Genomic DNA, 25,203 nt, shown 5'->3' with positions numbered 1-25,203 from the left:
TTATTTAAACATTTTAAAGCTTTATACGAAATCCATCACCATTCGCACCATCCATACCACAGCACTTTGGAAATTAAAAAGGGCTCCCTTCAAAAGAAGGAAGCCCTTAATCGCTTTTTATGCATTTACTTTAAGTGCTTTAAACTCTTCGATTAACATTGGCACTACTTCGAATAAGTCTCCAACAATACCGTAGTCTGCTACTTTAAAGATATTTGCTTCCGGATCTTTGTTGATCGCAACGATCACTTTTGAGTTCGACATACCAGCTAAATGCTGAATCGCACCAGAAATCCCCGCTGCGATATATAGGTCAGGTGTTACAACTTTACCAGTTTGGCCGATTTGTAATGAGTAATCGCAATATTCAGCGTCACAAGCACCACGAGATGCGCCAACTGCTCCACCTAGTAAATTAGCAAGCTCTTTTAATGGCTCAAAACCTTCTTCAGATTTAACACCACGACCACCTGCAACTACTACTTTCGCTTCTGAAAGGTCTACACCTTCAGTAGATTTGCGCACAACTTCTTTGATGATTGTACGTAAATTTGTAATATCAACTGATACTGATGATACTTCACCAGTACGAGAATCGTCTTTTACTAATGGTGGAATATTGTTTGGACGGATTGTCGCAAAAATAATACCATCTTTGATTTTTACTTTTTCAAATGCTTTACCAGAATAGATTGGGCGGACGAATACTGTATCATCGCCAGCACCCTGAATTTCCGTAACATCTGAAATTAAACCGGATTGTAAACGTGAAGCAATTTTTGGTGATAAGTCTTTACCTAATGAAGTATGACCGAAAACGATTGCTTCTGGATTTTCTTGTTCTATTACTGCTAAAATTGCTTGGCTGTATCCGTCAGATGTATAGTTTTTCAAGTGCGGATGTTCTACTGTAATAACACGACTCGCTCCATATGCGATTAATTCCTGCGTTAACCCAGCTACTGCATCCCCTACTAATAAACCTACTACTTCACCGCCGTCAGCGATTTGTAAACCTGCTGCAATTGCTTCGAATGAAACGTTACGTAAGCTCCCTTCTCGAACCTCACCTAACACTAAAACTTTCTTTGACATAGAATATCCCTCCATTACCATCTTCGTAAAAATTTCCGTACTCTAGTTGACTTCTATTAGACTACTTTTGCTTCGTTATGAAGTAAGTTTACTAATTCTTTTACCTGTGCAGAAAGGTCGCCTTCTAATACACGACCAGCCGCTTTTTGTGGCGGTAAGTAAATTTCAACTGTTTCTACTTTTACTTCAACATCGTCTTCATCGATATCTAAATCATCCAATTCCAGTTCTGCAAGCGGTTTTTTCTTCGCTTTCATAATACCTGGTAAAGATGGGTAACGTGGCTCGTTTAAACCTTGTTGAGCTGTTACTAATAATGGTAAAGATGTTTCTAATACTTCAGCGTCCCCTTCGATATCACGCACAATCTTAACGTTCGTGCCGTCGATTTCCAATGAAGTAATTGTTGTTACGTAGTTAATGCCCAGAAGGTCTGCTAAGCGCGGGCCAACTTGTCCTGAACCACCATCGATCGCTACATTTCCTGCTAAAATTAAATCTGCTTCTTTGTCTTTTAAATATTCCGCTAAAATATAAGCTGAAGAATACTGGTCAAGCTCATCTAAATCATCTTCTGTATTAATCAATACCGCTTCATCGGCACCCATTGCTAAAGCTGTACGTAATTGCTTTTCTGCATCTTCGCCACCGATTGTCACAACTGTTACTTTACCGCCTAATGCGTCGCGCTTTTGAATTGCTTCTTCAATTGCGTACTCATCATATGGGTTGATGATGAATTCTGCACCATCTTCTTGAATTTTACCGCCGGATACGACGATTTTTTCTTCTGTGTCAAAAGTACGCTTTACTAATACAAAAATATTCATAATCTAGACCTCCTAAAAGCTTTTTAATTTTAATCCCGAAAAACAGGGAAGAATACATTTTTTATTTGCCAGTAAATACTGGCTCACGTTTTTCAATAAATGCTTGGATTCCTTCTTTAGCATCTTCAGAAACAAATACTTCACCGAAGCTGTTTGCTTCAGCATTTACTCCCTCATAATAAGATGATGGTTTCGAGTAATTCAGCATTTGGATCGCTGCTTTAAGAGCAATTGGTGATTTTTTCGCAATTTTTTGAGCGATTTTCAATGTTTCAGCCATCAGCTCTTCATCGGAAAAAGCACGGTTTGCTAATCCCCATTCAACAGCTTCAGTCCCCGAAATCGGGTCGCTTGTAAACATCATTTCCGCTGCTTTTGCTACACCAACATATCGTGGTAATCGCTGTGTTCCTGCAAATCCTGGTATTAAGCCTAATGAAAGCTCTGGTAAGCCTAATTTTGCCGATGCAGTTACAAAGCGCATATGGCATCCCATTGCAAGTTCCAAGCCGCCGCCTAATGCTGCACCGTGGATCGCGGCAATAACCGGTTTACTGAATGTTTCGATACGTTCGAAAACATCTTGTCCATTTTTTGCCAACCCAGTAAATGCTTCTCCTGACTGTACGCTCGTAAACTCTTTAATATCCGCACCTGCAGAGAAGAAACGTCCTTCGCCATGCAAGACGATGACACGTACATTTTCATCTTCTTCTACAGCGTCTAAAAGTGCATTCACATCTTGGATCAAGCCTTGTGAAAGTGCATTTGCTGGTGGTCTTGAAATCGTTGCAATTGCGACCCCTCCTTCTACTTTCCAACTTAGAAACTCCATCCTCTACATCCCCTTTATGCTTTAAGTGCGTTTAGCAGTAATTGCTTTACTTTCGGAGCTTGCTCTAATAAATCATATCGATTTTCATTCATTACCCAAGTTGTCGTAATTTCGTCAATGGTACCAAACACCATTTGTCTCGCAATACGAACATCCATCGTCTGGTTGAATTCACCATTTAGCATACCTTCGATTAGAATTTGATCCAGTAAAATCAAGTATTCTTTTAGAATAGAATTAATTTTCAGTCTAATTTCTTTATTCGATTGCCGTAGCTCAAGCTGAGTTACAGTTGCCAAGTGGCGATCACTTGATAGAACATGGAAATGATTTTCGATCATTTTACATAACTTATCTGAAGCAGTTTCCCCACTTTTTATTATAGCCTGTAAATTCTCTACGAATATACCCATTTTTTCCTGAAATACAGAAATTAAAATATCTTCTTTGTTTTTGAAATATAAGTAGATTGTACCATCAGCAACCCCAGCTTGTTTTGCTATTTTTGATACTTGGGCTTGATGATAGCCGTTTTCTGCGATAGCAATGACTGCTGCGTCTACTATTTGCATATATTTGGGTTTGTTTCGTTTCAAGCAGATCACCACCAAAAAAAATATGAAAACATGAATGACCATTCATTCATGTTTTCATATTATAGTTTGTTCTGCATTCTGTCAATAGTTTGCTAAACAATTAATTATTTTGCTTCTTGTTGTGCCATTTTCTGTTTTTCTTCTTCAATAAGCGTACGACGTAAAATTTTCCCGACTGCTGTTTTCGGCAGCTCTTGACGGAATTCATAGATACGCGGCACTTTATAAGCAGCTAGGTTTTTACGGCAATACTCGTTCAGCTCTTTTTCTGTAACAGTTTTACCCTCTTTAAGAACAATATATGCCTTTACGGTTTCTCCACGATACGGATCCGGTATACCGGCTACGACACATTCCTGAATCGCCTCATGCTCATACAGCACTTCTTCTACTTCACGCGGATAAATATTAAATCCGCCTGCAATAATCATATCCTTTTTGCGGTCAACAACATAGAAATAACCCTTTTCATCCATATAACCTAAATCACCCGTTAAAAACCAGCCATCTGCAAATGTCATTGCTGTTTCTTCAGGACGATTCCAGTAGCCCTTCATAACTTGTGGTCCTTTTACCGCTATTTCACCAATTTCTCCTACAGGCAATACTTCTGCTTCACCTGAACGTAAAATAACCGCTTCTGTATTCGGCCAAGGTAAACCGATCGAACCGTTGATACGGTGGTCCCAAATTGGATTGGCATGTGTAACCGGAGAAGTTTCGGTTAAACCGTATCCTTCTACTAAACGACCGCCTGTCAATTCTTCAAACTTTTCCTGAACTTCCAGTGGTAATGCAGCCGAACCGCTTAAACACGCTTTAATTGACGATAGATCATATTTTGCTAAATCCGGGTGATTCAACAAGCCAATATACATTGTTGGGGCGCCGGGGAATAAAGTTGGTTTTTGTTTATCAATCGTTTTCAACGCTTGCTCTGCATCAAATTTCGGAAGTAATACCATCTTGCCTTGCTGCATGACAGATAAAATTAATACAGTTGTCATACCATATACATGGAAGAATGGAAGTATGCCTAAAATTGTCTCTTCACCTTTTTTACATTTATACATCCATGCATCACACATTAATGTATTTGCAATCAGGTTTTTATGCGTTAACATAACACCTTTCGGGTAACCTGTTGTCCCGCCAGTGTATTGCAATAATGCTAAGTCATTTTCAAAATCAAATTCTTGCTCGATTTTATCGGTTTTGGCCATTTTCATGATTTCCGTGAACAGGTGATTCGTTCCGCTATGTTCCACCCTTACACTAAAACCGTACTGTTTCTTTTGGATGAACGGATACACTAAATTTTTCGGGAATGGCAAATAATCTTTAATTCCTGTAACGATGACATTTTCAATATTTGTCTCATATAATATTTTCATTGCTCTTGGATATAAAATATCCATTACTAATATTACTTTTGCTCCGGAATCCGCCATCTGATATTGCAGCTCCCGTTCTGTATAAAGCGGATTCGTCTGTACGACAACCCCACCGGCATACATCGTACCATAATAGGCGATGACTGCTTGCGGACAGTTCGGCAGCATAATTGCAACTCGATCCCCCTTCTCCACCCCTAGAGAATGCAGGTAGTTCGCAAACTTCAACGCCGATTCATAAAGCTCTTTGTACGTAAGCTCGCGCCCCATGAAGTGAATTGCCACTTTATTAGGCATTGACTCAAATGCTTGTGTTAAAAACTGGTGTACAGGAATTTCCGGCAGCTCAATAGAATGTGGTACTTCCTTCGGATAGCTTGCCAACCAAACCTTTTCTGTCATAAAACTCCTCCCCTTCGATAAAGCTTTACTTGTTTACATCATTATAATGAAAATTGGAAATGGTTTCAAACTATTTTCATAGATATACACATTATATTCTCGTTCATGCATATATTTTCTCGTTATTTATTTTGACTTTTATAGTATTATTGTATTTAAAACATATAGGACTATTCGTTTAGTATGGAAATATACTTTTTCAATAAAGTATTAAATAGTTTAAATATTTTTTGTTAACGGTCCTAAAAGTTTATTTTATTCGATTGATATAAATCTGCTCAGCTAATGAAAAAAGCAAATGAACTAACTAAATGCTAGTTCATTTGCTTTTATGTTTAGAGTGTCATCATGTAGTAAATGCCGACTGCAAGAAAAATGAAACAGACGACGAGTAAGATTTTCGATAATGTTTCCATGTGTATGCTCCTATGAAATACTTGCTCCGATAACAAATGACAAACCAAGAGAAATTGTAAATGAGATAAATCCAACTGAACGGTTGTCAGCAGCAATCTCCTCATCCACATTAAATCTCGGTGTTAAAAACTCAAATAAAAAATAGGCAAAAATTAATAACGTAAAACCGAACAAACCCCAACCGAGCATTTCAATAAATGATGTATGCTGATTAATTGAATATCTGAAAATATTACAGACGCCTAAAATTTTTCCTCCAGTAGCTAAAGCGACCGCGACATTTCCCTTTTTTATTTCATCCCAATTTTTATACTTTGTTACGACCTCAAATAAAATCATCGATACGAATAGGCAAAGGACTACCACACTAAAATAGCCTGCAGTTTCTACGAGAGGATGGTGCCAAAAGTTTGATCCTAGCAATCCATTTTACCCCCTTTAATTATTTTCTTTCTATGTTTAATATTAGCGCATAATTTAAAAGGAGCAACAACTATTTTAGTTCTACGACTGTAACACCGAATCCGCCTTCGCCCGCTTCACCATATCGGTATGATTTAACACGCTTATGATTTTTCAGGAAGCTTTGAATCCCTTGGCGTAATGCACCAGTCCCTTTACCGTGAATAATCGATACACGCGGATAGTTCGCTAATAACGCATCATCTAAATATTTTTCTGTGCGAATAAGTGCTTCTTCATATCGTTCTCCACGTAAATCAAGTTCAAGTTTTACAACGCTGTTGCGGTTTTTCACATTCATCATCGGACGAGTAGCCTGCTCTTTTTCTGGTTTCAAATACTCTAAATCTGATTCAGGCAGTTTCATTTTCAAAATACCGATTTGAACAACCCACTCATTTCCTGCTTTTTGCAGGAGTGAACCTTTTTGACCGTAGCTTAATACCTTCACTTCATCGCCCACTTGCAGATTTTGCTTACGCTCACGGGCAGCGACAGCCTTTTGAAGCACTTTATTGTTATCAATCGGTGCTGCATTATCTAAACGCTTTTTCGCATCGATTAACTCATGCTCTTTCACCGATAATGCGGCATTTTCTTTCATTTTTCTCAACTCTGTAATAATCGATTCCGCTTCTTTCTTCGCCTCATCGACAATTTTACGAGCCTTATCTTTCGCTTTTTTCTCCAGGTTTTCCTTTTTCTCATCATAAATACGAAGACGTTCTTCCAGCTCTGCCCGGATTTTTTGTGCGTCCTCCAGTAAAAGGTGAGCTTCGTCCGCTTCACGTTCAGATCGTAATCGGCTTTCTTCAAGTGAAGCAATCATAGACTCTACTTCATGACGGTCAGTACCCGTAAAGGATTTTGCATGGTCAATTACATTTGAACTTAATCCAAGACGTTTGGAAATTTCAAATGCATTCGAGCGACCTGGCACCCCGATCAGTAATCGATAAGTAGGGCTAAGTGTTTCAATATCGAATTCTACACTCGCGTTGACAACAGATGGACGGTTATAGCCATATGCCTTCAACTCCGGATAGTGAGAAGTTGCCATAACACGCGCACCGCGATCAACTGTTTCATCCAATATAGCAATTGCGAGTGCCGCACCTTCCTGCGGATCGGTACCTGCGCCAAGCTCATCAAATAAAATTAACGATTTTTCATTAAATTTGCTTAAAATGTCTACTATATTCACCATATGAGAAGAGAAAGTTGATAATGACTGTTCAATGGACTGTTCATCACCAATATCAGCAAAAATTTGCTCAAACACACCCAATTCAGAACCATCTAGTGCCGGAACAGGCAGTCCGCACTGTGCCATGATTGTACACAGTCCCACTGTTTTCAATGTTACTGTTTTACCGCCTGTGTTTGGTCCAGTAATAACAATAGCTGTTACATCTCGTCCAAATTCAATCGTGTTTGCAACTGCTTCTTCAATTGGCAATAGCGGATGTCGTGCACGTACTAGTCGTGTATAACCTTCTTTATTCATTTTTGGCATTGTGCATTTATTTGCTTGTCCGTATTTCCCTTTTGCTAAAATAACATCCAATTCTCCAAGTAACTGCACAAGAACAAATATTTCATGACCGACTTCCTGTACCTTTAATGTTAGCTCGGATAAAATGCGCTCGATTTCAGCCTTTTCTTTCACTTTAAGACGCTGCACTTCATTGTTCGCTTGAATCACTGCATCAGGCTCGATAAACAATGTTTGACCTGAAGCTGACTGGTCGTGGATGATTCCACCATAATGTGAACGATACTCTTGTTTAACTGGGATTACGAAGCGGTCATTACGAATAGTAATAATCGCGTCAGACAGCATTTTTGTTGCATTCGAACCACGTGTGAGACTTTCCAGCTTTTGACGCACTTTAGATTCTTCTGAACGCAAGGACTGGCGAATTGAGCGTAATGCAGGACTCGCTGAATCAAGCACCGTACCATTATCATCGATACAATCATTAATTTCGTGCTGCAATGCCGTCAAGACAGGCATTTGTTCTTTACGTTCGATAAAGTGCGGGATTTCAATTGTCTTTTCTGATTCGATATCTTCAATGAAATTTCGTAAAATTCGGCTTGCTCGTATTGTGCTTGCGATTTCCATTAATTCCATCGGGCTGAGCATACCGCCGATTTGTGAGCGTCGTGCATGTGGACGTACATCGAAAATACCGCCCAAAGGTACATTGCCTTTCACACGCAAAATCGCGAGTCCTTCGTCCATTTCTTCCAAAAGTTCTACAACTGTATCGTAATCCGTTTCCGGTACAAGTTCATCGATCGCTTGTTTACCGATAGAGTTTGTACAAAATGCCGCTACTTGCTCACGTACTTTATGAAATTCTAGTGTTTTCAATGCTCGTTGTTCGATCATGAGAACACCTCCTATTACTTTTCTTTATTTTTTAGTACACCTGTACTATGGAGTTGATTTCCATTCCGGGTTGGACGCTTTCCAATCAACTCGCTTTATCAACAATTAATCATTTATTTTTCGCAATAAATGCTTCGAACTTTTCTTTTGACCATGTGTTGACGATCAGGTCTTTTTTCAGCCATGCTTTTTGTGCGTATTTGACACCGATGTCCATAAAGCGCAATTGGTCAATTGCATGGGCGTCTGTATTGATGGCGATTGGTACATTTTTCTCCATTGCCAGCATCAAATATTCGATGCTTAAGTCCAGGCGGTACGGATTAGCATTGAGTTCCAATATTTTACCATATTCTGCTGCCCATTCGATCAATAACGGTACGTCCGGGTCATAGCCTCCGCGCTGCCCGATGATACGTCCTGTCGGGTGAGCAATCATATGGACGTACGGATTTTCTACCGCTGTTTTTAAGCGCGCCATAATTTTGTCCTGCGATTGTGTAAAACTTGAATGAATCGATGCAATAACAAAATCCAGTTCTTTTAAAACATCATCACCAAAGTCTAATGTTCCATCAGGCAGAATATCCATTTCCGTACCTCTGTACAGTCGGAAACTTGGATTTGCTTCGTTAAATGCATAAATATCAAGCTTTTGCTGCTCAAGTCGTTCAGGTGTTAATCCATTTGCCACTTTTAAATATTGAGAGTGATCGGTAATGACTGCATGTGAATATCCGATATCCATTAAAGCTTGCCCCATCTCGCTAACTGAATGCGCGCCATCTGACCAAGTTGTATGCATATGAAGATCCGCTACGATATCTTTCAGCTTCACTAACCCGCTTAGCTCGTTCAGACGATCCAGCTCTTTCCCGCTTTCACGCACAGTCGGCGGAATAAATGGTAAGTTGAAATGCGCAAAAAACGCTTCTTCCGACTCAAATGTTACGACAGTACCGTCTTCTTGCTCGACACCATATTCACTGATTTTCTTCCCCATAGATTTAGCAAGCTGACGCATGCGTACATTATGGTCCTTCGATCCGGTGAAATGATGAAGTGCTGTTGCAAATTCTTCCCGAGTCACTAAACGGAAATCCACACTTACCGGTTCTTCACGGTCCAATATGACAGATACTTTTGTATCCCCTGCTGCAACGGTTTCTAATATTGCGAGTCGCGTTAAAATCGCTTCACGTACAACTTCATATTCCTTTGTTGCTATGATGAAATCAACATCTTTACTCGTTTCTGCAACGCGTCGGAAGCTCCCTGCAACCGAGAACAGCTCCACTTCAGGTAAACTTGCCAAAAGCTCGTTAATCTCCAATACGACAGGCTCGAGCTGCCAAATAGGTAAACGTTCCGCGCGGGAACCAAATGTTTCAAGCTCTTTTAAAATTTTTTCCTCTGTTTTTGCCGCAAATCCTGCAAGTCCCCTTACTTGACCTGCCTCACAAGCTGCCTTTAATGTGGCCGCATCAACTATGTTCAGTTCCTGATACAATTTGGCAAGCTTTTTACCACCTAATCCCGGTAGTTTCATCAACGGAATAAGCCCTTTCGGTACGATTGCCTCAAGCTCTTTCAATACAGTCGATTCTCCGATTTCCATCAGTTCCGTAATAACCGCTGCTGTTCCTTTACCGATCCCTTTAATTGCTGTAATATCATCGATTTCGCTTAGACTCCGCTCATCTGCTTCGAGAGCCGCTGCCGCTTTTCGAAAGGCGGATACTTTAAATGGATTTTCTGCCTGCAGTTCCATATATAACCCGATTTTTTCCAATGTACGAATAATAATTTTTTTGTTCATCATTATCTCTCCTTTAAAAAAGCTCCTCCCGAAAATCGAGAGAAGCATTCGCATGATTTTCAAATCAATTACGCCTCGGCATAATGGTGTCCTGAACCGGCTAAATATCTACGGTGCGCGGATAAGTCAGCTGTATTAGCATAATGCGATGCTTTTAGGTTGACTTCTTTTTTTAATAACCCCTTTTCCGAATTTAGGACACCCGCTGAAATAAGTTAATTCTTTTGTATATACCACCAATTTTGGAACATGCTCGTAATAAGCGGTGTATGCTCAAGTATGAGTCCTGCCAAAATTGAGCTGTCGATGAATGTTTGAATCGATTCCACCGGCAGTAATGCCACAACATACAGTCCAATAAATAGTACAAGATACATTTCAATAAATCCAAGAACTGCACCTAATACATAGTTTAACGAACTCAATACAGGTAAATACGTTAAAAAATCAAACATTGACCCGACAATTTGGAGGGCAATCTTTACTGCAAAGAAAATAATGGCAAACGCAAAGACGCGATAAAAAGTACGGTCAACATCGAGTGAATCCAGAACGAGCGTCATTGTTGAACCTTCTGTAAAGCCAGGATACGGAATCCATAAAACAAATTTTTCTGCTAGCGGCTTATAATAAATAATCGCTACAATGAGGGCAACAATAAAACTTCCGATATTAATAAGCTGAACAACGAACCCTCGTTTCGCTCCAACTATAAGACTAATGATAAAGACTGCGATAATAATTAAATCCAACATGTATGTCAACCCTTCAAATGTTTCAATTGTATTTCTAGTTTTTCAAATTGTTCTTTTAATAATAGATAATCGTGCACAGAATTAACGGCTGTTAATACAGCTAGCTTCGCTGTATCTAAAGATGGATTATGGGCACTGATTTCCCGCATTTTGTCGTCCACTAATGAAGCAACAAGACGCATATGGACCGATGATTCTGTTCCTACCATTTTATATGTATTACCATATATCTCTACGGAAATGCGATTCTTTTCTTGCTCAGCCAAAATAATCCCTCCAGAAAAATAAGTGAACAGTAACGAAAAAACTTTCTTCGTTTTTGCCCAATAAAAGATTGAAAGCAAACCTGATTGATTCTATTATATAACGATGCCATTTTCCTATTGTACATCATAACATTTCCAATTTCACTATCGCAACACCATGTCCCGAATGTTCCTGTGAAAGAAGCATACATATGTAAGTTCCCCTTTTTTATTCAAAAAGCTATACTACATAGTAATACATTGTTTTTGAAAGGATCGATTATGACAAATATCGTTTTACTTTGCAGTGCTGAACAACAGCAATCAATTCAACATTTCTATAAAGACGCTCTTATTGAACGAAAGGCTCCTGGTGTTATTTTTGCGGTAAAGCTTGCCGATACAGCTATTACTGCATATAAATCAGGAAAAGTTATGTTTCAAGGGGCTGGTGCAGAACGTGAAGCAGCACGCTGGGGGCAAGCTGGTGCTCCAACGGCTAAAATTGCCTCCACGAAAGGTGATACACTCCCGGACAATTTTGCAACATTATCTGTTTTAGGTTCAGATGAAACCGGAACAGGCGATTACTTTGGTCCTGTAACTGTAGCTGCTGTCTATGTACCCGCAGATAAAATAGCGCTCGTCCAGGAACTAGGTGTGAAGGATTCCAAACAATTGACTGATGACTATATGCGACAAATTGCTCCGGATTTAATGAAGGTGTGCGTTCACAGTATTTTGACGCTGCGCAATGATAAATACAATGCAATTCAGGCACGCGGGTACTCGCAGGGAAAAATAAAAGCGCTGCTGCACAATCAGGCATTAAAGCATGTATTGACAAAAATAGCACCCGAAGCCCCGCAATATATTTTAATCGACCAATTTGCAGAGCGCGGAATTTACTATAATCACATTAAAAATGAAAAAGAAATTGTCCGCCAAAATGTTCTGTTCTCGACTAAAGCCGAAAATCTGCATGTAGCTGTTGCTACTGCCTCGATATTGGCACGTTATGCATTTCTTAAAGAAATGGATCGTCTTGCAAAAGTGACAGGGTTCCCTCTTCAAAAAGGAGCGAGCGGCAAAGTCGATGAAATGGCCGCTAAAATTTGGCGAAAGCATGGCGAAGAGACACTTCGTTCTATGACGAAATGGCATTTTGCCAATACCGAAAAAGCACGTAAACTTCTGCAAAAGAGAAAATAGAAAAGGAGCTGCCGCCATTATTGGCACAGCTCCTTTTCTATTTTTCCATTACTGCAAAATAATTTTCCTCTTCATCGGCAAAGTTGAACACTTTCCCGAAAGGCATCTTCATGAACTCCCCAACCGTAATTCCCTTTGCTTTAAAATCTTCATACAGTTCCTCTAAATTTTGTGCATAAAACATTAGTGAAGGCGTAGATAAATTCAATTCTGGAGACATTTCTTCTATTTTCTTTTTATCATGCAATACAATGCTTGTTTGCGCTTCATCTTTTGGTGCAACCGTAATAATTCGCATGCCGTTATTGATGTCGGAAATTACAGTAAATCCTAATTTTTCAGTCCAAAACTTTTTTGACTGTTCCTGGTCTTCTACATACAACATAACTTGCCCTAATTGTTCAATCATTTTTCGAACTCCTTTTTATACAGCGTACTTTACTTTACCCAAGTATAACAAATAAAAAAAACGGCAGGAATAGAAAACACCTGCCGTTACAATCATTTTATTTCTTTTCAGGAACTGGTCCCGTATAATCTTCACGTTTCGTCACATCAACGCGTTTAATAAATAAAGCTAACACTAATGCTACCACTGTAATCCCTGCTGCTACGAAGAAACTGTACGTAATTCCGTCCAGCATGGCCTGTTGCATTACTTGTGCTTGGGCTTGGGCGATTTTCTCAGCAGTCGGTTGTACTGCAGATGAAGCATTCGCTTGCATATCTGCTGCAATTTCTGCTGCACGTGTTTTTGTATGCGAGTTGAAAATTGTTACTAAAACAGCTGTACCAATTGCACCTGCTACTTGCTGAGCAGTATTGTTCATCGCTGTACCGTGCGGATTTAAACGGTTCGGCAAAGCATTTAAACCGTTTGTCATAATCGGCATCATAACCATGGAAATACCAAACATACGAATTGTATAAACTGAAATAATAAATAAATAAGATGAATCAGCTTCAAGATAACCTAATCCAACAGTTGCTAATGTTGTAATCGTTAAGCCGATAACAGCCAAAATACGTGGCCCAAACCGGTCGAATAATTTTCCTGTAATTGGCGACATAATCCCCATTACAATTGCACCTGGCAACATCATTAATCCTGCTTCAAACGGTTCGATTCCGCGAACATTCTGCACATAAGCAGGTGTTAAAATCATCCCTGAGAACATCGCTACTGATAATACCATTGATACGACAGAAGCTAATGCGTATGAAGGGTATGTGTAAATACGTAAATCTAGCAACGGCTGCTCTAAACGGAATTGGCGAATGATAAACCATGCTAAACCAATTGCCCCTACAGTAATTGTTCCCCAAACTTCTACTGCTGACCAGCCAGCTGAACTAGCTGTACTGAAGCCGTATAATAATCCGCCAAAACCGATTGTAGACAATCCAATTGAAAGTATATCGATTTTAGCATCTCGGTTAGGAAGGACATCCTCCAGTTTCCAAACTGCCAGTAAAAGTGATAAAACGGCAATTGGAAGAATCATTTTGAAAAGAACGCTCCAGTCGTAATGTTCCACAATATACCCAGATAGTGTTGGTCCAATTGCTGGTGCCAGTACCATAACTAACCCGAACATCCCCATTGCCTGCCCGCGTTTTTCAACAGGGAAGCTAATAAGCATTACGTTCATTAAAACCGGTGCCATTGTTGCTGCACCAGCAGCCTGAATCATACGACCTGCCAATAAAAAACTGAAGCTAGGTGCAAATGAGGCCAATGCCGTACCAATAACGAAAATCGTCATTGATATAATGAATAAAGGTCGTGTTCTGAATTTTGTAATTAAGTACGCCGAAGCAGGAACCAATACCCCACTTACAAGCATATAGCCTGTCGCTAACCATTGTACTGTCGAATAATCTTTAATATCAAAAGCAGTCATAATAGACGGTAATGCTACGTTTAATAATGTGTTATTTAAAAATGCTACAAACGCCCCGACAAATAATACGGCTATCATTAAATACGGGGGTTTTTTAAATGTTTTTACATCTTGTGTCTGTTCCATAATTTTATTTCCCTTCCTCAATCTTTTAATCTTCCTATTTCTGTACTCGAACTATTTTATACTCAGAGTCCATTTAATTCAACAATTTTATACTCGCAGTCTAAAAACATTGCGAATACACGCTTTAAACAGTAGAATGAGAGTACAATTTAGTGTATACAGTACAAAAAAACTCACTTTTATTACGTTATATGCACAGCAAATCGTTTTAATTGTTATGGAGGAAGTTCATGAATCAACGAAAAAGACAGGTACTTGATAGTGCATTGCAGCTTTTTATCGAAAAGGGCTTTCATGAAACATCAATACAGGACATTTTAGACAAAGCGCTTATTTCAAAAGGGACATTTTATAATTATTTCTCATCTAAAGTGGAATGTTTTATATCGATTATGGAGCAGACCCGATACGAAGCAAGCTTATTACGCCACGAAATGCTGCTAAATCAAGATATTACCGATGAAAACTTATTATTGGAACAAATTCTCGTTCTTATGCAAATTAATAAAAAGCAAAACTTAGTATCCGTGTTCGAAAATATCTTTCAATCAAATGACAAGGAGCTCCGTCAATTATTGGAACGCTATCGCCAATTGGAAATCGAGTGGGTATCCAATCGTTTCACAGATATTTTTGGCGAGGAAGTCCGCCCTTATTCTCTTGAGCTTGCCATTTTATATTTTGCGATGGTTCACCATTTAACCTATTCCCACCGTCTCTTCTACAGTGAAATGATCGACCAAAAGAAAATTTTGCGAATTGCATTACGTAACGTTAAAGCAATTTATCCAATTATGTTGGAAAATGGTGAAATCCTCATTACACAGGATGCCCTTCAACTTGTCGAAGAGAAAAAAATTTACCAGTCGATTACAAAGAACGATTTAATCGAAAAGGTCCAAGGATTCCTTGACCAGTTAAAACTGGATACTGACAATGAGGTAGGGGCTCAATTCACTGAAAGTATTCTGGATGAACTGCAGCGTAATGAGTTACGTCTTGCTGTTATCGAAACTTTGCTTAAACCTTTCCGTGAAGCTTTTGCAAACACACCGCATGCCGGGGAAAATGTCGAACTTGCAAATTTATTATGGTACTTTATCAAAAACGGGGACAAGAAGTAACTCGTATCTGATTCTCTCAACAATAAAAGTCGTATTGAACGTTATCTGTTCAATACGACTTTTTATTAGTTATTGCTCGTCGAGATGTGTACTTTCAATTGCTTGCCCTTAATCGGCGTTGTTTTCATCGCTTTTAACACAAGATTGCCTTTACCATTTAAAATTTCTACGAATGTAGAGGTATCCAGAATCGTAATAATGCCGATATCTGCAGCGGTCATCCCCGGAATTTTTGCAATCGTTCCGACAAAATCAACAGCACGCAGCTTTTTCTTCTTACCGCCATTAAAATAGAGCTTCGTAATATTTGCATCGACTTTGGCATTCTTTTGTTTTTTCTTTTGTGGTCGGCTTTGCATTTTTTTGTCAAATGCCTCCGCCTTTGCCTCTACTTCTTCATGTGTCGGCAAGTCCATCTTCGGAATCGAAAATCCGATCAGGTCTTCAATCCCTGCCAGGAAGTCATGTTCAAACGGGGTAACAAATGTAACAGCCTTCCCTTCCTTGCCGGCACGTCCTGTTCGGCCCGTACGATGTACATATGCTTCCTTTTCCATCGGCAAATCATAGTTAATTACCAACGAAATGTTCTCGATATCAATACCGCGCGCCGCAACATCTGTTGCCACTAAATAGCGGAAGTCACCGCGCTTATAGTCATTCATGACAAGTAGACGAGTTGACTGGTCCATACCCCCGTGCAGCTTATCGACGCTGTATTCACGGTCATATAAATAATCGTGCAATGCATCGACACGATCTTTCGTACGGCAGAAAATAATACACGTATCCGGATTTTCCACAACCGCAATTTTTTCGACAGCAGCTGTTTTTTCATCGTCCTGTACTTCAATAACCGCATGCTCAATTTTTGGCGCAGCCTCTTCGGAATGTACTTCAATATCAACCGGGTCTTTTAAATAATTGGATGCCAGCTTTTTTATCGTATCCGGTACTGTCGCTGAAAACAGCATTGTTACTTCACGATGTTCCACATGAGCCAATATCGCTTCAACTTGCTCGATGAAGCCCATGTTTAGCATCTCATCTGCTTCATCAAGGACAACATAGCGAATTTTATCAAGCTTCAATGTTCCCTTTTCGATATGATCCAGTACGCGTCCCGGAGTACCAACTGCAATATGTGTTTTTTGCTTCAATTCGTCCTGCTGATAACGGAACGGCTGCTTTCCGTATAATGCTGTAGCTTTAATACGTTTGTAACGTCCAATATTGGTAAACTCTTCTTTTACTTGGACAGCCAATTCACGTGTCGGTGTTAGTACTAGTGCTTGTGGCTTGTTTTCAATCCAATCAATATTTTCGCAAATCGGGATTGCAAATGCAGCAGTTTTTCCGCTTCCTGTTTGTGCTTTAACAATTAGATCTTGTTCCTTTAATGCATGGGGCAGCACTTTTTGCTGAACTTCAGTCGGTGTGCTGTAATCCAAATCTTTAAGCGCACGCTGTAATTCTGGTGATAATGGATAGTCGTTAAAATTAGTTGTCATATTTATTCCTCATTTTCTTCTATTAATGAATGATTCCCGGATCAACAATAGCGATAAATTTTCTCGTTGCTTTTGAAAGTGAAACATTTTTTAAATGGACAATCCCTAAATTACGCTTAGGAATTGGTTGTTGGAGTTCAATTTCATATAAAAGCCCTTTATCCAAGTAATCTGTCGCAAATTCCTTTGTTACACTTGCGACACCTAAATTAATTTTTGCAAATTCCAATACTAAATCATGTGACCCTAACTCGAATTCAGGTGAAATTGTATAGCCCTGCTCTTTTAAATAGTTTTCCACATAATTACGAGAGTTTGCCTTTTTCTCCAAAAAAATTAACGGCAGCTTCATGAGCATATCTAGGCGAATTGGCTTCTTTGATAAATTTTTATATTTTTGTCCGCACACAAATATATCATGAATTTCCTTACAAGGGATAACTTGAAGCTGTGGATCTTGAATCGGCAAGTTGCATATGCCCAAATCCGCTTCCCCAAATTTAATAAAAGCTAATATTTCATTCGTTGTACCGTTTAAAACCTTTAGTTTAATGCCAGGATATTTAATATGGAATGCCTCTAAATAAGGCAGTAAAAAGTATCTTGAAATCGTATCCCCAACTCCGATACGTAAAACGCCTGTACGCAGATTTTTAAATTCTGCGATTTTCTCTTCACCCGCGTCTAAAATACCAAGAGCGGAATTGACATATTCGTGTAACAATTCGCCTTCTTCAGTTAAGGTTACCCCTTTTGGCGTTCGGTTAAATAAAATTGTATCAAGTTCTTTCTCAAGTTTTGAAATAGACTGACTAACGGCCGGCTGTGTCATATATAAAGCCGTTGCTGCCTTTGAAAAACTTTTACTTCGACTTACTTCATTGAAAATACGATATGCTTCCAATTTTATTATCATATAACCCTCACTTATATCTGATATTAGAAATATTAATTTTACTTATATCACATGAACAGGTTATAGTAAACATTGTGAGATTACTTATGTTTTGCTTAACAGTAAGCAAAAGCAATTAAAATATAACTTACAGCTATTGAAGGAGAGATTATTTTGGAACGTGTAGTAGGAACGGTTGTACGAGGTCTTCGTGGCCCAATTATTAATGAAGGGGACGATATTGTTCAAATCGTTGTTGATACAGCGTTAAATGCTGCAAAGACAGAAGGCTATGAAATTGAGGATCGTGATATTGTGACAGTGACAGAATCTGTTGTTGCACGTGCACAAGGTAACTACGCTAAAATTTCAGATATCGCATCTGATGTAAAAGCAAAATTCGGTGATGACACTGTAGGTGTGATTTTCCCGATTCTTTCGCGTAACCGCTTCTCTAACATTTTAAAAGGAATTGCAGCAGGTACAAAGAAAATCGTCCTTATGCTAAGCTACCCATCTGATGAAGTGGGCAACCATTTAGTATCATTGGATGAACTAGATGAAAAAGGTATCAACCCATGGACTGATGTGCTGACAGAAGCTGAATTCCGTGGCCATTTCGGTTATAACAAACATACATTTACAGGTGTAGACTACATCGAATATTATAAAGAATTAATCGTTGAACAAGGTGCTGAAGTTGAAGTCATCTTCTCGAACAATGCAAAAACAATTTTAGATTATACGAAAAGCATTTTAACTTGCGATATTCACTCTCGCTTCCGTACAAAACGTATTTTAAAAGCTGCTGGAGCAGAAAAAGTTTATGGTCTTGATAACATTTTAGCTGAATCTGTAAACGGATCTGGTTCTAACTCTAATTACGGGTTACTTGGATCAAACAAATCGACAGAAGATAGCGTGAAATTATTCCCGGACAACTGTCAACCAATCGTTGATGACATCCAAGCGAAAATTTTAGCGGCTACAGGGAAACTTGTAGAAGTAATGATCTACGGTGACGGTGCATTTAAAGATCCAGTTGGCCAAATTTGGGAACTTGCAGACCCTGTTGTATCACCTGCTTACACGCCAGGTCTTGACGGTACTCCGAACGAAATCAAGTTGAAGTATTTAGCGGACAATGATTTCTCTAACTTGCATGGTGAAGAATTAAAATCAGCAATCAAAGAATATATTAACAACAAGGAAGAAGATTTAACTGGTAATATGGCGGCTCAAGGTACAACACCTCGTAAGCTGACCGATTTAATCGGTTCATTATCTGACTTAACTTCAGGTTCAGGCGATAAAGGAACACCAATGATCTACATCCAAGGGTATTTCGATAACTATACAAAATAAAAAACATAAAGACTCATTTCCGTCAGTGGAATTTGAGTCTTTTATTTCGTATTTAAATAGATAAAAAAAAACGGTGCAAATTTTAAATTTCAAAATTTGCACCGTTATTTTATTTAATCTTACTTTTCAATACCTTCTGTCCATTTGTTTACAACATCCTGGTTTTCTTCAACCCATTGTTGTGCTGCTTCTGCAGGTTTTGTTCCTGAGTAAATGTTCAGCATAACTTCTTCGATATCTTCTGTTGTCCATTCAAAGGCATCTAAAATCTTGAAAGCGTCAGGTGACTCTTTTTCTAAGTTTTGACGCACAAATGTGTGAATGCTTTCTTCTCCGCCGAATACGCCTTCAGGATCTTCCAAATATTTTAAATCATAATTGGCAAATTTCCAGTGTGGGCTCCAGCCTGTCACAACGATATCTTCCTCATTTTTAATCGCTTGTTCTAAAGCAACTGTCATCGCACCCGATGATGATGGTTGTAATGACCATGATTCCAGGTTTGGATATGTTTCAAGTGCTCTTTCAGCAGCTGCAACTACACCTGCACCCGCTTCAATACCTGTAATTGTTGAGGCCGCTTCTGTCGATAAATCAGCAATTGATGTTGCTTCCATATAACTTGGTACAACTAATCCAATTTTCGCACCTTGTAAGTTTGGTCCTAAATCTTCTACATCTGCCCCGTATTTTTCATACTGTGAAGCATGTGTAGCAGGTAACCAGCCAGATACCATTGCATCTGCTTCACCTTTAGAAACTGCTTCCCACATGATGGCATTATCCAATGGTGTAATGTCAACTTTATAGCCGACACTTTCCAGTACTTCTGCCACTACATAAGTAGAGGCAACTTCTGAATCCCATTCTACATAGGCTAATTCGATTGAACCTAGATCTTCTTTAGATGACGTTTCTTTTTTCTCTGTTGTGTCATCTCCACACGCAGCTAATAATAGCGCCGCACTCATTGCTGTTGCTGCAGGCATCCATTTTAATTTTTTCATTTTACTTTCCCCCATTTGATTTTTGTTTATTTAAACTTTGTGTTAAACGGTCTACGATAATAGCGAAGATTACAAGACTGATCCCCGCAACAAATCCATTACCGATTTGCGCTCGTTGTAGAGCCGATAATACTTCTCGACCTAAACCAGGTGCACCGATCATCGATGCAATAACGACCATCGATAATGATAAAAGTACCGTTTGGTTAATACCGGCCATAATTGTAGATTTTGAAAGTGGCAATTCTACTTTTACTAATTTTTGAGTGAAAGTACTACCATAAGAGTCCGCCGCTTCGATTAAATGAGTCGGAACTTGACGGATACCGAGATTTGTAAAACGTACAGTTGGTGGTAATGCGAAGATAACTGAAGCAAATACACCTGGTACGACACCAATCCCGAAAAATGCAACGGCTGGGATTAAATATACGAACCCTGGCATTGTTTGCATAAAGTCTAAAATTGGTTTTAATATTTCTTCTACTACTTTTGATTTCGACATTAGAATTCCAAGTGGTATACCGATTACAATCGCGATTAAACTAGAGAACAGCACGAGTGTAAATGTATTCATAAGCTGATCCCATAAGCCTTGGTTTAAGATGAACAGTAAACCAATGATTGAAAAGAGGGCTAAACCGAATTTTTTGCCTGTTGCGAAAAACGCTAGTACAGCAATGATTAAAATAAATACATACGGTGGAATCGCTGTTAATGTGGATGTTACAAAATCCATTAAATCTTCACCGTTGTTCTGAATGAAACGGAATTGAGCAGAAAACGTATCTGTAACAAAATCCATCAGTTTCTCAACATTTTCTGCAATCGGTAATGGTGTTGCCAAATTTAAAAGTTTACTCATTGTCTACACCCCCGTTTTTTTCAGAGGCTAACGACTCTAAAACAACTCCACGGATTAAGACTCCGCGCAGTTTTCCCTCTTCGACTACTGCTAATGGTGTCGGAGAATCGGAAATAACCGATAAAACATCCTGAATAATTGTAGATGGCTCCACTATCGGCATATCGTTACGTAAAATTGATTGCAGTGATTTTTCACCGGATTGCGCAAGCTCCAGAGCATCATTTGCAGTAATATAACCTAAATATTTTCGGGCTTTATCTACTGCGAGCAGGACACTAACTTTATCTTCTCTCATACGCTGCAACGCAACTTTTGGCCCTTCATGATCAATTTGAATGGTCATCGGACGAATCATCGCATTTTCTGCCGTCAATACTTTCGAACGGTCTACATCTTCCAGGAATGAACGGACATATTCATTTGCAGGGTTTGTCAAAATTTCTTCCCCTGTTCCTACTTGCATGATCTTTCCATCCTTCATAATGGCAATACGATCTCCTATACGAAGTGCTTCATTTAAATCATGTGTAATAAAGACAATGGTTTTTTGTAAATTAGCTTGTAACTCCAATAGCTCATCTTGCATCTCTTTACGAATGAGCGGATCAAGAGCAGAAAAAGCTTCATCCATTAATATGATTTCTGTATCATTTGCCAACGCCCGTGCAAGTCCTACACGCTGCTGCATACCACCTGATAATTGATCTGGATACTGGTCTTTATAGGAGAGCAACCCTGCATTCTGTAAAGCCTTTTCTGCTTTTAATCGTCTTTCCTCTTTTGGAACGCCTCTGACTTCCAGGCCATACTCTGCATTTTGTAAAATGGTACGTTGCGGGAATAATGCGAAGTTTTGAAACACCATGCTCATTTTTTCCCTGCGAACTAGCTGCAGGCTCTTTTTATTGAGCTTTGTAATATTTTGATCATCTATATAAATATCACCACTCGTTGGTTGAATGAGACGATTGAGTAAACGGATTAATGTAGACTTCCCACTTCCTGAGAGCCCCATGATTACGAAAATCTCACCCTCTTCAATTGTCAAACTAGCTTCATATACACCTACAGTAGCATTTGTCTCTTTTAATATCTGTTCTTTGGATTTTTCTTGCTTCACGAGCTTTAATGCCTGTGATGTATTTTTTCCAAATACTTTAGTGACTCGGTCAATTTTAATTTTCCCCATAATCCACTTCCTAATATAATTAATTTCACGCTAGTAACAACTTTATATTTATCTCAGGTTGTTAAAAGCAACAACTTTTATATTAATATACGTTGTTACTATTGTCAAATAAGAATTGATTTTTTTGCTCCTCTATCTAGAAATAAAGTCCCTTAAACAGAAAAAACTACCCCCGAAATACAATGAGGGAGTAGTTTGTTTTTGTTATAAATTTGACGACCTTTATCTATTCTGATCGAAAGTTGTTACTTTCTAGCTGTAAAAAGTGTTTTACATTCGAATAACATTCTTCTTTACCAATAAAAAATAATGTATCTCCGGCAGAGAGTGTTGCGTATGGACCAGGCGAAACAATTAGCTCATGATCTTTTTTGATGCCAATTATTGTAGCACCCGTTTCCTGCCAGAAATTGATTTCGCCAACATTTTTCGATAGGAATGGGCAATTTTCAGTAATATCGATTTGAAAAGGTACAAACGGGTTTATCGATTGATAGCGGCTAGTCCGATTGACCATTTCTCCTAATGTATCCTGGAAATGATGCAACTCATCAATTTGGCGTTCAATACTGTCGGTTAATTGTTTTTGTAAATCTCTTATTGATTTAACGCCAGTTAACCGTTGAATGTATTTAGCAGCATTTTCATAGGAAACGATGACAACACCGCTCCCCTTTGTCGCTTCTACTATATTTAGATCCTGTAGAACGGCAATCGCTCGTCTCGCGGTTTCTGATGAAACACTGTATTGAGATGCCAGCGATGAACGGGCATAAATCTTTTCCCCGACAACATATTTTTTTTCAACAATTTTAGCGGCAATATCTTCTGCTATTACTTGATATTTGGGCTGCTTAATTTGGATTTTCTTCTCCATTATTTGCACTCCTTTGTGCTGTGTTCAGTATGCATAAGCAAAATTCCTATATTTATACTATATCGAAATTATATACCTTTTTATAAAAACAACAAATAGTTCGCTGATTTTAAACAGTTTCATTTCAATAAATTGAATTAAAATATAGGTATTTTTTTCTGTTAAATACTAACAATAACATTATTAACTTTTTTATTCGAGTTATTTCTCATTTTTTCGACAAAACTAACACTTTAGCACTTTAACTCAATAAACTTGTTTATTATCCAGAAAAATGATGATAAAATTTTGACTATTGTAAATTAGAAATAGGTGTGAAAATGGAAAAATTATTTAGAAAAAAACCAATCAATGACCTTTTACTTAAAAGCGGAAACATGCAGTTACCTAAAACAATCGGTCCTTTTGATTTGATTATGTTAGGTGTCGGTGCCATTGTCGGTACAGGCATATTCATTTTACCGGGCACGGTCTCTGCGCTCCATGCAGGCCCCGGAATTGTATTCTCCTTTACGATTGCTGCAGTCGTATGTGCATTAGCCGCACTATGTTATTCTGAATTTTCTTCTACTGTACCCGTTGCAGGTAGTGCCTATTCATATAGCTATATCGTTTTTGGAGAAATCATAGCATGGCTTGTCGGCTGGGCATTATTATTGGAATACGGTCTCGCAACTGCTGCCGTGGCAACAGGCTGGTCAGGTTATTTCGTTTCGCTGCTGGAAGGATTGAGTATCCATTTGCCGGTCGCTTTGACAGGGGCATTTAGTCCTGCAAACGGTACTTATATTAACTTACCTGCGATATGTATTATCTTTGCGATAGGTGCTTTACTGTCATTAGGAATGAAAGAATCGACACGTTTTAATGCATTATTGGTCGCAATTAAACTTGGTGTTATTTTATTGTTTATTGTAGTAGGTGTCTTTTATGTGAAGCCTGATAACTGGACACCTTTCCTGCCATTTGGAATGAGCGGTGTTTTCACAGGTGCCGCGCTCGTATTTTTTGCTTACTTAGGGTTTGATGCCGTATCTTCTGCTGCCTCGGAAGTAAAAAATCCACAGCGGAATATGCCAATCGGAATTATCGGTTCCTTGCTTGTCTGTACTGTCTTGTATGTAGTAGTTTCACTTGTACTGACAGGGATTGTTCCATATACAGACCTGAATGTAACCGATCCTGTATCTTACGCGATGCAAGTAATCGATCAGGAATGGGCAGCTGGAATTATATCACTCGGGGCTGTCATTGGCATGATGACCGTTATATTAGTGATGATGTACGGCGGGACACGATTGTTAATGGCGTTTGCCCGTGATGGCTTAATGCCAAAAATGCTTGCACACTTAAGTGAAAAGCGTAAAATGCCTGCTAAAAATACGTGGCTATTTACAGTAATTATTTCATTTTTTGCAGGGTTTGTTCCATTGGATTTGTTGGCGGAACTTGTTAATATGGGGACACTGGTCGCGTTTATTTTTGTTTCTGCCGGCATTTTATCTTTACGTAAAAATAAAGAATTGCCACAAGATCGATTCAAAGTACCTTTTTATCCCGTTTTACCAATATTATCATTTATTTTATGTATTTTACTGATTACACAACTTTCCTTGCACACATGGATCGCTTGCGGTATTTGGTTTATTATCGGTATAATCGTTTATTTTGCGTATGGAAAAAAACATTCTACGATGAATTCTTAATCTAAATAGTTGAACAGAGTTGGTACTATAACCGCTCTATATAAAAAGCGCAGCAAATTAGTTCCGATAATTTGCTGCGCTTTTATTTTCTGAAAAATTCCCTGTCTTTGAAAAAAGCGATATGCAAATTTTCTGACCTTATCAAATTATTTGTTTTTGAACCTTTTACAG

The 25,203-nt window shown here is 38.7% G+C and carries 22 protein-coding genes; 4 read left to right on the top strand and 18 right to left on the bottom strand.

All coding sequences use genetic code 11. The features are described from left to right. Positions 1-117: 117 nt before the first annotated feature. The 10 genes from ACQKN3_RS00860 to zapA all read right to left on the bottom strand — a co-directional run bounded on the left by ACQKN3_RS00860 (position 118) and on the right by zapA (position 11,269). A complete protein-coding gene (locus ACQKN3_RS00860; RefSeq protein WP_251686557.1) occupies positions 118-1,095 on the bottom strand; it encodes an electron transfer flavoprotein subunit alpha/FixB family protein in 978 nt (325 codons plus the stop codon). A 56-nt stretch (positions 1,096-1,151) separates the two neighbouring features. Then, the gene (locus ACQKN3_RS00855; protein ID WP_008405030.1) at positions 1,152-1,925 is read right to left on the bottom strand and encodes an electron transfer flavoprotein subunit beta/FixA family protein; all 774 of its coding nucleotides are present in this window, start codon (positions 1,923-1,925) and stop codon (positions 1,152-1,154) included. 61 nt (positions 1,926-1,986) lie between these two features. Continuing rightward, positions 1,987-2,760 carry an enoyl-CoA hydratase gene (locus tag ACQKN3_RS00850; RefSeq protein ID WP_427708731.1) on the bottom strand — a complete coding sequence of 258 codons (774 nt, stop codon included), beginning with the start codon at positions 2,758-2,760 and terminating at the stop codon, positions 1,987-1,989. Between the two features lie 14 nt (positions 2,761-2,774). After that, a complete protein-coding gene (locus tag ACQKN3_RS00845; RefSeq protein ID WP_079528268.1) occupies positions 2,775-3,356 on the bottom strand; it encodes a TetR/AcrR family transcriptional regulator in 582 nt (193 codons plus the stop codon). Positions 3,357-3,460: 104 nt separating this feature from the next. After that, the gene (locus ACQKN3_RS00840) at positions 3,461-5,152 is read right to left on the bottom strand and encodes a long-chain-fatty-acid--CoA ligase (protein WP_427708729.1); all 1,692 of its coding nucleotides are present in this window, start codon (positions 5,150-5,152) and stop codon (positions 3,461-3,463) included. A gap of 426 nt (positions 5,153-5,578) precedes the next feature. After that, positions 5,579-5,992, bottom strand: coding sequence for a DUF350 domain-containing protein (locus tag ACQKN3_RS00835; RefSeq protein ID WP_251686553.1), 414 nt, complete (start codon positions 5,990-5,992; stop codon positions 5,579-5,581). A 70-nt stretch (positions 5,993-6,062) separates the two neighbouring features. Further along, positions 6,063-8,429, bottom strand: coding sequence for an endonuclease MutS2 (locus ACQKN3_RS00830; RefSeq protein ID WP_427708727.1), 2,367 nt, complete (start codon positions 8,427-8,429; stop codon positions 6,063-6,065). 109 nt (positions 8,430-8,538) lie between these two features. After that, on the bottom strand, positions 8,539-10,248 hold the full coding sequence (gene polX, locus ACQKN3_RS00825) for a DNA polymerase/3'-5' exonuclease PolX (protein ID WP_427708725.1): 1,710 nt from the start codon (positions 10,246-10,248) through the stop codon (positions 8,539-8,541). 215 nt (positions 10,249-10,463) lie between these two features. Continuing rightward, positions 10,464-11,003, bottom strand: a complete 540-nt coding sequence (locus ACQKN3_RS00820) for a CvpA family protein (RefSeq protein WP_251686550.1) — start codon at positions 11,001-11,003, stop codon at positions 10,464-10,466. A gap of 5 nt (positions 11,004-11,008) precedes the next feature. Then, positions 11,009-11,269: a cell division protein ZapA gene (zapA, locus tag ACQKN3_RS00815; RefSeq protein WP_008405018.1), complete on the bottom strand. Its 261-nt coding sequence runs from the start codon at positions 11,267-11,269 to the stop codon at positions 11,009-11,011. Positions 11,270-11,530: 261 nt separating this feature from the next. Here zapA and rnhC point away from each other — a divergent pair, with 261 nt between their 5' ends. Beyond that, positions 11,531-12,460, top strand: coding sequence for a ribonuclease HIII (gene rnhC / locus ACQKN3_RS00810; protein WP_427708722.1), 930 nt, complete (start codon positions 11,531-11,533; stop codon positions 12,458-12,460). Between the two features lie 37 nt (positions 12,461-12,497). Here rnhC and ACQKN3_RS00805 read toward each other — a convergent pair whose 3' ends face one another. After that, positions 12,498-12,869, bottom strand: coding sequence for a VOC family protein (locus ACQKN3_RS00805; RefSeq protein ID WP_427708720.1), 372 nt, complete (start codon positions 12,867-12,869; stop codon positions 12,498-12,500). A 97-nt stretch (positions 12,870-12,966) separates the two neighbouring features. Then, positions 12,967-14,490: a DHA2 family efflux MFS transporter permease subunit gene (locus tag ACQKN3_RS00800; RefSeq protein ID WP_427708718.1), complete on the bottom strand. Its 1,524-nt coding sequence runs from the start codon at positions 14,488-14,490 to the stop codon at positions 12,967-12,969. Positions 14,491-14,720: 230 nt separating this feature from the next. On the opposite strand from ACQKN3_RS00800, the gene ACQKN3_RS00795 reads away from it, so the two are divergent. Beyond that, positions 14,721-15,614, top strand: a complete 894-nt coding sequence (locus tag ACQKN3_RS00795) for a TetR/AcrR family transcriptional regulator (RefSeq protein WP_251686546.1) — start codon at positions 14,721-14,723, stop codon at positions 15,612-15,614. 65 nt (positions 15,615-15,679) lie between these two features. On the opposite strand, the gene ACQKN3_RS00790 is transcribed toward ACQKN3_RS00795, so the two are convergent. Next, positions 15,680-17,125 carry a DEAD/DEAH box helicase gene (locus ACQKN3_RS00790; protein ID WP_427708716.1) on the bottom strand — a complete coding sequence of 482 codons (1,446 nt, stop codon included), beginning with the start codon at positions 17,123-17,125 and terminating at the stop codon, positions 15,680-15,682. Between the two features lie 22 nt (positions 17,126-17,147). Beyond that, complete coding sequence (locus ACQKN3_RS00785; protein WP_427708714.1) at positions 17,148-18,041, bottom strand: LysR family transcriptional regulator; 894 nt, start codon at positions 18,039-18,041, stop codon at positions 17,148-17,150. Between the two features lie 153 nt (positions 18,042-18,194). On the opposite strand from ACQKN3_RS00785, the gene ACQKN3_RS00780 reads away from it, so the two are divergent. Further along, a complete protein-coding gene (locus tag ACQKN3_RS00780; RefSeq protein WP_427708712.1) occupies positions 18,195-19,385 on the top strand; it encodes a coenzyme F420-0:L-glutamate ligase in 1,191 nt (396 codons plus the stop codon). Positions 19,386-19,504: 119 nt separating this feature from the next. On the opposite strand, the gene ACQKN3_RS00775 is transcribed toward ACQKN3_RS00780, so the two are convergent. The 4 genes from ACQKN3_RS00775 to ACQKN3_RS00760 form a co-directional block, all read right to left on the bottom strand. Beyond that, positions 19,505-20,392 carry a glycine betaine ABC transporter substrate-binding protein gene (locus tag ACQKN3_RS00775; protein WP_251686542.1) on the bottom strand — a complete coding sequence of 296 codons (888 nt, stop codon included), beginning with the start codon at positions 20,390-20,392 and terminating at the stop codon, positions 19,505-19,507. A 1-nt stretch (position 20,393) separates the two neighbouring features. Continuing rightward, entirely contained in the window at positions 20,394-21,257 is an 864-nt protein-coding gene (locus tag ACQKN3_RS00770) for an ABC transporter permease (protein WP_251686541.1), read from the bottom strand. Then, positions 21,250-22,449 (bottom strand): quaternary amine ABC transporter ATP-binding protein, encoded by a 1,200-nt coding sequence (locus ACQKN3_RS00765; RefSeq protein ID WP_251686540.1) that lies wholly within the window; start codon positions 22,447-22,449, stop codon positions 21,250-21,252. Before ACQKN3_RS00765 ends, ACQKN3_RS00770 begins: the two co-directional genes overlap by 8 nt. A gap of 226 nt (positions 22,450-22,675) precedes the next feature. Beyond that, entirely contained in the window at positions 22,676-23,326 is a 651-nt protein-coding gene (locus ACQKN3_RS00760; RefSeq protein ID WP_079528304.1) for a TrkA C-terminal domain-containing protein, read from the bottom strand. Between the two features lie 320 nt (positions 23,327-23,646). Here ACQKN3_RS00760 and ACQKN3_RS00755 point away from each other — a divergent pair, with 320 nt between their 5' ends. Then, entirely contained in the window at positions 23,647-25,032 is a 1,386-nt protein-coding gene (locus tag ACQKN3_RS00755; protein WP_427708708.1) for an amino acid permease, read from the top strand. The last annotated feature ends 171 nt before the right edge of the window (positions 25,033-25,203 follow it).

Origin of the sequence: Solibacillus sp. NPDC093137 (genome assembly GCF_050280445.1) — a bacterium.
GTDB classification, from domain to species: Bacteria; Bacillota; Bacilli; order Bacillales_A; family Planococcaceae; genus Solibacillus; species Solibacillus isronensis_B.
Note: the sequence above shows the minus strand (reverse complement) of the source record. Positions and strands in the feature narration are given on the sequence as shown.